Annotated in this window: 7 protein-coding genes; 1 reads left to right on the top strand and 6 read right to left on the bottom strand. The window is 66.9% G+C overall.

Translation table 11 applies throughout. The features are described from left to right. Positions 1-369: 369 nt before the first annotated feature. The 5 genes from ACFWAY_RS52260 to ACFWAY_RS52240 form a co-directional block, all read right to left on the bottom strand. The gene (locus ACFWAY_RS52260; protein WP_378516328.1) at positions 370-651 is read right to left on the bottom strand and encodes a DUF4193 domain-containing protein; all 282 of its coding nucleotides are present in this window, start codon (positions 649-651) and stop codon (positions 370-372) included. A 189-nt stretch (positions 652-840) separates the two neighbouring features. Beyond that, on the bottom strand, positions 841-2616 hold the full coding sequence (locus tag ACFWAY_RS52255) for a DUF4407 domain-containing protein (protein WP_378458434.1): 1776 nt from the start codon (positions 2614-2616) through the stop codon (positions 841-843). Between the two features lie 438 nt (positions 2617-3054). Further along, a complete protein-coding gene (locus tag ACFWAY_RS52250) occupies positions 3055-4638 on the bottom strand; it encodes a bifunctional 3-(3-hydroxy-phenyl)propionate/3-hydroxycinnamic acid hydroxylase (protein ID WP_378516326.1) in 1584 nt (527 codons plus the stop codon). Positions 4639-4677: 39 nt separating this feature from the next. Then, positions 4678-5358: a YceI family protein gene (locus tag ACFWAY_RS52245; RefSeq protein WP_378458432.1), complete on the bottom strand. Its 681-nt coding sequence runs from the start codon at positions 5356-5358 to the stop codon at positions 4678-4680. 38 nt (positions 5359-5396) lie between these two features. Continuing rightward, the gene (locus ACFWAY_RS52240; RefSeq protein WP_378458431.1) at positions 5397-6680 is read right to left on the bottom strand and encodes a nucleotide disphospho-sugar-binding domain-containing protein; all 1284 of its coding nucleotides are present in this window, start codon (positions 6678-6680) and stop codon (positions 5397-5399) included. 186 nt (positions 6681-6866) lie between these two features. Here ACFWAY_RS52240 and ACFWAY_RS52235 point away from each other — a divergent pair, with 186 nt between their 5' ends. After that, positions 6867-7916 carry a type III polyketide synthase gene (locus ACFWAY_RS52235; protein ID WP_378458430.1) on the top strand — a complete coding sequence of 350 codons (1050 nt, stop codon included), beginning with the start codon at positions 6867-6869 and terminating at the stop codon, positions 7914-7916. Between the two features lie 118 nt (positions 7917-8034). On the opposite strand, the gene ACFWAY_RS52230 is transcribed toward ACFWAY_RS52235, so the two are convergent. Beyond that, positions 8035-8322 carry a transposase gene (locus tag ACFWAY_RS52230; RefSeq protein WP_378516327.1) on the bottom strand — a complete coding sequence of 96 codons (288 nt, stop codon included), beginning with the start codon at positions 8320-8322 and terminating at the stop codon, positions 8035-8037. Between the last annotated feature and the right edge of the window lie 181 nt (positions 8323-8503).

Below are 8503 nucleotides of genomic sequence, written 5' to 3'. Positions count from 1 at the left end.
CGGCCGAGTACGAAGCCAAGTACTACGCTGAACACTGTGCCGATCAACCGGTCGCACACAAATGACAGTGTGTGCATGAGACCCGGGATGGTTCACGGCGATGAGGCGGTAGGGGACCTGCCTTGGCTGGCTCAGGACGCGGACGAGATCGCCGAGCAGTACCGCCGCGATCGCCTCGATAGCGGCACGCGGGTAGTGAAGGCCTGGGAGCCGGCCGGGACAGCCGGGCAGTGCTGACCGGTGGTGTGGGGCCGTCTACGGCCCGTTGAAGAACTGGCTCAGGCCCAGTGCCCTCGGGCAGGTGATCTCAGGACGATGCACCATGTGTCGAGGCGCCCGCAGATTCGTCCCTCGGAGATACCGGTGTTCTCAGGCGCAGTCCCGGCAGATCAGCTGCTCGCCGGCGAGACGGCTGCGGTGATGGACCAGGCAGCAACTGGTGCAGGTGAATTCGTCCGACTGTTTCGGGATGACGCGGACGGTGAATTCTCCACCGGACAGGTCGGCGCCGGGCAGTTCGAAGGACTCTGCCGTGTCGGTGTCCTCGACGTCCACGACGGGGGACTGGGCTTCATTCCTGCTGGCGGTCAGCTGTTCGAGGGGCGTGTCGGTCGACTCGTCGGATTCGGTGACTCTCGGTGCACGAGGGATCGGTCCGACATTTGACGTGTTGTCGCAAAGGTGAAAGATCTTACTGGGAAACCTCTTTCGATTTGCCCGATAGTATCCGTTACGTCACCATCCGCACGGTGCATCGCCTGGGGTCTTCATGCGTACGGTCCTTTCAGCGCGGGCGCATGTAAATACCTGGGATCCTGGTGACGCCCCTGCCGCGCCGCTTCACTCGCCCGGCGGCAGCTCCCGCGGGCCCTTCCGCGCGGTCAAGGCGTCGCGGCGGGCCGCAGCGGCGACTGTGTGCGTGTCGTCGTGGTCCGATGCCGACTCCAGCGAGTCCGGTAGCCACCCGGGCCCCGATCCAGCGTGCGGGGATTCGGTCACGCGGGTCGCGGTCACCCGAGTGGGTGGTGACTGTCCGGCGCTCGCCTCGGTCGGCCCGCCGGCCGGTGTCGACGTGCCCTCCTGCTCGTCCACGGTCACCGTGCGGCGGCGGGTGTAGCTGACGCTCATCTCCTCGTATTCCTCGACGAGGGTCCGGCGGGTGTGGCCGACCGCCCGGGTGAGGATCGGCGGCACGAACGGGCGGATAATCCCGGTGACTACCTTGGTGATGTCCGGTATCGGATTGCCCAGGGGGAGAGCGGCGGGCAGCACGCTGAGCGGCCCGCTTCGGCGCTGCTCGGCCGGCGCCGAGTCGACCGGCACGGGCAGGTTCTCGGTTTCGGTGTCGTCGGTCTCCGACCCCGCGGGGGTCTCCTCGGTGGCGGACGGCGCGGTGAGCGCCGCCGCGGTCAGCTCCGCGAGCGGGGTGGGCTCGGTGAAACCTCCAGAGGAACGCAGTGCATGTGACGGTGCGGCGAGGTCCTCGCCGTGCGCCGCCACGACCCGTCGCCGCTGCCGTTCCCGTGCGATCGCGGTCTCGGCTTCGGCTGCGAGACGGGTCGCGGCCAATTGGTGCTCCGCCCACAAGGCCTCGGCAGCCGCCCTGACCTGCGCTCGCTTCACTGCGATCGCGGTGTCGGCCTCGCGCTCGGCCCGCTCCCGCTCTGCACGGGCGACGTCGCGGCGATCCTGCTCGGTTTCACCGCGCCACAGCTTCAGCACCAGCGGCAGCAGGCTCAGCACCGCAAAGAAGGCTGTGGTGGCCAGCCGGAGGATCAACGCGCCGGTGTGGCCGACCGTGTAGTCGTGCATCGCCGTCCACCGCGCGCCGAGGCCACGGTTCAGGTCGGACGGCGCCGCGGTCTGTGCGGCGGTGAGACCGGCGGTGGCCTGCGCGATGTCGCCGTCGAGGCCAGGTGCTTCGCGCTCGCGGGTCGCGAGGGCGGAGTCGAGTTCCTGCTGGGCGTCGGCGAGTAGTTGGTTGGCCGTGCGTGTCTCGGGTCCGGCGCCGGGCACACCGGTAATCTTCTCCGGCGGGCAGGCCGGGGACGGGTTGAATTCGCAGCGGGCGACGACGAGCGCCTCGTCGCGCTGGGCGCGGGCGTCGCGCACCGACTCGTCGAGAGCGGCCCGCTGGGCCCGCAGCCGGTCCAGGGTCTGCGCCGACCCCACGACAGCCGGGACCGCGGCGACCTGCGCGGCGGCCCGGTCATCGAGTACCCGGTCGATCGATCCGGCGGCGATGCCGATGAAGGCCAGCTCACCGAGCACCGCCCCGACGAACAACGCAACCGCCGCGCGGCCCACCAACCCGGACCACCCAACCTGCCGCCCGCTGGCAAGGGTGCGTGCCAGGGCGCCCATCAGCAGACCGAAGACCAGGGTGAACGGCGGCAGCGCGAGGACTGGCCACGCCGTCGCGTTTGCGACGGCCATGGTTGCGACCACCCAGCCGAGTAGTCCGTTGGCCAGCACGACCAGCCCGGTGACCTGATATGTGGTGCGTTCGACGGGTTCCGTGATCTCGTGCGAGTGGCCGCCACCCAGCCAGAGGACAGACCTGCCGATGGGGGAACCGGCGGTACGGGGTTTGCTGTGTGTTCGGTGAGTGCTCATCGGGCTCCGAATGTCATTGCGGCGGTGCGTCCAGCCTCGCAGACGCCTCCCGGACCCGCCCCCCGCCGCGCGCTTCCTGTGAGGGTTTTACCCAGGGTTCACACTGCCGTGGTGTCGGGCGAACGGCGCCTTGACGTCAGACGAACCTACCGGCCGCTCGGACCGCGGTATCGCGGTCTTGCGTGAGCCGGGTGCTCGGAGCGGATCAGCGTATTGCCGCGTGCCGGTGACCAACCGCTGGGCCGGGGGAGGAGGAACGCGCCCCGGCATCTGTCAGCCCTCGACGAACACCTTGCCGGTACGGTCGGTCTTGGCCATGGTTGCCGTCGCCAACTCTGAGAAGCTGGGTGTAGTGGCCGTCGTGAGCGATGGACGCAGGATTGGGAGCGTCCATCGCAGCCTCAGCTTGAACGAGGCACCGGACACCGCCTCGAACACCTACTGCGATGTGTGAGGAGCGGCCGCTGTCGTGTCCTTGTCGGATCTCTTGGTGAACATTGGTAACCAGGAATGGGTCGGGCTCATCCGGCCCCTGTGGTCGACGGTGGCGAGGACGATCCGGTCGGGTCGCAGTAGCACTTCGCTGAGGCGATTGCGCCGCATCCAGCGGTCGATTGCGCCGGATGAGTGCGCGAGTGTAGCGGTGTGGATCACCCGCGCGTTGAGTCTTCGGCCGACGTCGGTGAGGGTGGGAGTTCGCCCTCCGGTGTAGATGAGCGCGAATCCGGCGCCGAGCGCATCATCGGAGCGCAGGGCAGTGGCACCTTCGTTGAACATGTCTTGCGGTATCTGGGTGCCGATCGTATTCGGTCGGAACAACGGCAGAGCGGGGCGACGGTGGGTCAGCGCGCTTCCGCGCAGTGGTGGTGTGAGGATTCTGTTGGCGAGTTCGTCCGGTCCCGGTATTCGGGAGGTTCGGCGTAGTACTGCGTGTGCGGCGCGAACGGCGAGTGTGGGGCGGGCGGACATGATCCGGCCTATTGCGGTCGCGGCCCGGATGGCCCGGACGGCATGTCTGCGTCGTTCCGGTTCGTAGGTGTCGAGCAGTCGATCGTCGGCGTGGCCGTGGAGGACGGCGGCCAGTTTCCAGGCGAGGTTCATCGCGTCGCGTTGTCCCGCGCCGAGCCCTTGGCCGATGAAGGGGGGTGTGAGGTGGGCGGCGTCGCCGAGGAGGAAGAGCGGTCCGCTGCGCCAGGCACGTGTTACCTGGGCCCGGTAGGAATAGATGGTGTGCCGCAGAACCCGCACGGTGGCGTCGCCGGCGGGAACCCAGGGCTGGAGCAGGGCACGCACACGGGTCTCGGTGATGCCGCCGCCCGCCTCGGGTGAGTGATCGTCCGGGAGTCGAAATTCCCAGCGGTATCGATCGTCGCCGATTTGCATGAACGTTGCGGATCGTTGTCCGGCGCAGATCTGGTGTACCCCCGGCCACATCCGAAGATCGCGGTCGCAGTGCGCGTCGACGACCAGCCAGCGCTGGTCGAACCCGAGATCTCGTGTGCCGGCGCCGATCGCACTTGCGACGGTGCTGTTCGCGCCGTCGCAGCCGAGCACGTACCGGGCGGTGGTGGTGGATTCGTCTCCGGTGTCGGTGTTGCGGAGCGTCACCGCTGCCGTGCCGTCCGCGAGTACCTGCACTCGGATGGCCTCGTGTCCCGGGATCAAGGTGGCTGTCGGGTGACGTTCGAGGTTCGCCCGCATTACCCGCTCCAGGTCGGGTTGGTCGAACATGTTGGTCTCCGGCCAACCGTGTGTCCCGGCGGGGCGGTCGCGCCGAATCTCGACCAGGGTTCGCAATCGCATATCCACCAGTCGCATCCCGAGCGCGGGCCGGCATATTCGGGTGACGTCGTCGGCGGCGCCCGATGCTTGCAGGATCCGGAATACCTCGTCGTCGAGGTGGACAGCTCGGGGCAGCTGATAGGGGGTGCGGTGGCGTTCGAGAATCACGCAGTCGATGCCGTGACAGGCGAGAAGCGTCGCCATCGTCAGTCCGGTCGGTCCACCACCGACGATGACCACCGGAACGTCTGGGAGCTCTCCGTTCGGCGCGATGGTCGGTCAGCCCATGCTCAGCACGATCGAAAACTGCACCTGGCCGGCGTCCTCGACGACGATGTTGGGGAACAGGGTCGGCTTGTTGATGTGGTAGTCGGTCCACACCGTGTCGATCGCTCCGGCCGTCTCGATGGTTTCACCCGACCGGCGGACCTGGAAATTCGTGGTCACGTCGCGGGCCTGACCGCGCAGGGTCAGTTTGCCGTCGACCGGCACAGTGATGGTGGTGCCGTCGCCCGGCAGGGCGGTCAGGTCGACCGGTTGGGATATCGCGAATGTCGCGGTGGGGTGGGAGGCCGTGTTCATCACCAGCGTGTCGAACATGGTGTCGCGGCGGCCGTCGTCGGTGGCGATCGACGCCACGTCCACCTCGATGTTCCCGGTCGTCAGCATGGAGTCCTGCACGGTGGCGGCTCCGGTGACGCGGTCGGTCTGACCGCGGACGAAGGTCCGCTGGCCACTGAGCGTTTCCCACACCTCGTACCCCGCGCGCGAGCCGGGGGACACCGTCCACGCGCCGTCGAGTACCCCGTCGGCGGCGGCGGGCGCGGGATTGCCCGGAAGGTGTAGGGCGTCGGGTTGGTCGCCGTGCAGGAATTTCGCATACGCCCATGGTCCGACGCCGATGACCAGCGCGATCACGACGATGACACCAGCCACGATCCACCACACACGCTTGCGCATGAGGTGAACGTAGCGGAATGAACCCGATCTGGCGCGGTCTACGACCGCGTACGGGTGTCGACCGCGCGCGAGATCAATCGGGTCGCGTCGAGTTCGCTCAACTCAGCGGCCAGTTCCCGGGCGCGGGTCCGGTACCCGGGGTCACGCAGAACGGTCTCCACAGCACGGCGGATCCTGGCCGGGCTGGGACTGCCCGAGCGCAGCCGCAGGCCGGCACCGGATCGAGCGAGCCGCGCCCCTACCTCGGCCTTGTCCTCGGTACTGCCGGCGGCCACGATCGGAACTCCGTGCGAGAGAGCGAAGTGCACACCGCCCCAACCGCCGTTGGTGACCATGACATCGACATGCGGAAGGAGTAGATCGAAGGGGACGAATTCGGACACGATCACGTTCGGTGACGTGCGACGCACCGCCTCGATCGGCCGGCCTCCGGTGGTGACGACGACGAGGACGTCCGCGTTCGCGAGCGCGTCGATGGTGGGTTCGACGAGGCGGCCGAGGTCATGGTTGTCGAGGGTGCCTTGGGTGACCAGGACGACCGGCCGGTCGGTGTCGAGCCGGCCCCACCAGTGCGGTCTCTGGGCATCGGGTGGTGCGGCCGGCAGTATCGGACCGACGAACGTCAGGTGGTCGCCGATGTCGCTGCGCGGGTACTCGAACCCGGGTGCCGTCAGAACGAACACACCGTCGGCGAACAGCACCCAGTCCAGGAGGAAGCACGCGGGATCGGCGCCGGTGCACTCGCGTGTTGCCCGCGCAGCGAGTTGCTGGGCCCGCCGCAGTACCAGACCACGAGCGCCGGCGTTGAGAGCATGGTTTCGGAGGCGTCCGAGCTTTCCTGTTGCCGGCGCCAGTCCCGGACCGAAGGGGGCGGTGTCGGTGCTGGTTGCCATCAACGGGGACGTGCAGACGCCGAACACTGCCGGACGGTTCTTCGGGTCCACACCGACCAGTGGGAGCATGCCCATGAACAGGTTCTCGGCGAGGACGGTGTCGGCGTTCGCCCGCTCGATGGCCTCGACGACGGCGCGGTACTGATCGGCAACCAGGGCCGCGAACATGCGTTCCGCATCGAACCGGGACCGGAGAAAGGCAGGTCGTCGGGCGCGACCCGGGAACTGTTCGTTGAGCAAGGATTCGTCGTAATCGCAACTCGGCGGAAGCGCGATGAACTTGATCCCGTCGCGTTCGGCGTGATGCTGGAACTTGCGCCCGGTCAGAATCGATACGTCACAACCGTCCTGCACCAGCTGCCGGCCGATCGTGAGCATCGGCTGGACATGTCCGGTCAGCGGCGCGCTGCACAGCAGGATCGACGCCATCTCGTTCCTCCTGCAGACCGCTCGAACGGGGACTTCGCTGATGATCGAGACCGTACCTGAACGGCGCGTGATGGCCCATCGCTTGCAGGGTGGCGGCGGGCGGTCTAGCGTTCCACGTCGTCCGGGTTCAACGATCGCACCCAAGCCGTCGTCATCGGTTTGCCTTTCCAGTTCGGAGCACCCGTCATGGTTACTGCCTTCGCCAACCGGATCAGCACGGTCGTTCCGGAAAATGATGTACACCAGGCATTCGTCGACTTCGCCGACGGCACGTTCACCGAGCGCCGCAAGCAGTTGCTGTTCCGCCGCATGGCCGACCGGTGCCAGATCTCGCACCGATGGGCCGGGATCGCGTCACCGGAGTCGTTCTACGGTGACGACCCGAACTCCATCGACACCGCGACCCGAATGATCGAATTCGAGCGGAATGCACCGGATCTCGCGGTCCGCGCCGTCGAGGGCCTGAACCTCGGGGACCGTGCTGCCGAGATCACGCACCTGATCGTCATCACCTGCACCGGGTTCTACTCCCCGGGGATCGACTTCGAGATCATCAAACGGTGCGGCATCAGTTCCTCTGTGGAACGAACCCAGATCGGATTCATGGGCTGCTTCGCGGGCATCAATGGTCTCAAGCTCGCCCATCACATCGTGCGATCCGAACCCCATGCTCGCGTCTTGGTGGTCAGCTTGGAGCTGTGCTCGCTGCACCTGCAGCGCTCCGAGTCCCTCGAAACGATGTTGTCGTTCCTGGTGTTCGGTGACGGATGCGCCGCGGTCCTGATATCCGCCGACGAGGAGGGCATTGCGCTGGACTCGTTCAAGGCAGTCATGGTTCCGGAGACGTCCGATCTGATCACCTGGCGAATCGGGGACATCGGCTTCGACATGGTGTTGTCCGGGAAGGTTCCAGGGACTCTCTCTCGCGCGCTCGACGGGGAGAATCTGAAGACGATCCTTGCCGGCGGAGACAAGGAATCGATCGACCTCTGGGCTGTTCACCCCGGTGGGCGGTCCATCCTCGATGCCGTGGAAGAGTCCATCGGGCTTGAACCACAGGACCTGGCACCGTCCCGGCATGTTCTCGACAACTATGGCAACATGTCCTCTGCCACCATTCTGTTCGTCCTCGCCGAGATCATGAAACGCGCGGAGAACGGTGGACCCGCCGGCACCGGCTGCGCGATGGCGTTCGGTCCGGGCCTGACCGCAGAGACCATGCTCTTTCACCTCTGACGGGACCATCAGATATTTCGGTGGCCTGGTCATGGGTTTGTGCACGTGAGTGTGCCCGCGGATCGACTCTTGCGGCCACCCACTTTCGCGGCGACGTTGATCTAGTACACTGTCGCGGCTAAGTATTGGGATATAGATGGCGGAGCTTGATGCGGGCGTCGTCGGTGGTGAAGTGCCACTGGACCTGACGTTGATCGGCGTTGGTCTGTCGCTGCCAGGCAGCGAGTTCGGCGCCCAGGGTGCCGAGGTCCTCGATGCGCCGGTCCAGACACTGGCGGGTCAGCACCGAGAGCTCGATCTCGGCGATGTTGAGCCACGAGCCGTGTTTGGGGGTGTGGTGGATCTCGAGTCGCTGCGCGAGCGCGAACGCCTCGGCCGGCTCGAAGGCCTCGTAGAGCGATCCGATGCCGTGAGTGCCTAAGATTGTCCATCACCAGCACCACCGTCTCTGCGTCCGGGTAGTCCACGCACAGTAGCTCTTTGACCTGCCGGGCCCAGTCGACCTTGGTGCGCCGGGGCTGGGCATCGACACGCCGCCAGCCGGCCAGAGGTTCGACCCAGCAGAAGATCGAGCAGGTCCCGTGCCG

The organism is Rhodococcus sp. NPDC059968, from assembly GCF_042738615.1.
In the GTDB taxonomy this organism is placed as follows: Bacteria; Actinomycetota; Actinomycetes; order Mycobacteriales; family Mycobacteriaceae; genus Rhodococcus_F.
This window is presented reverse-complemented; position numbering and strand designations above follow the sequence as displayed.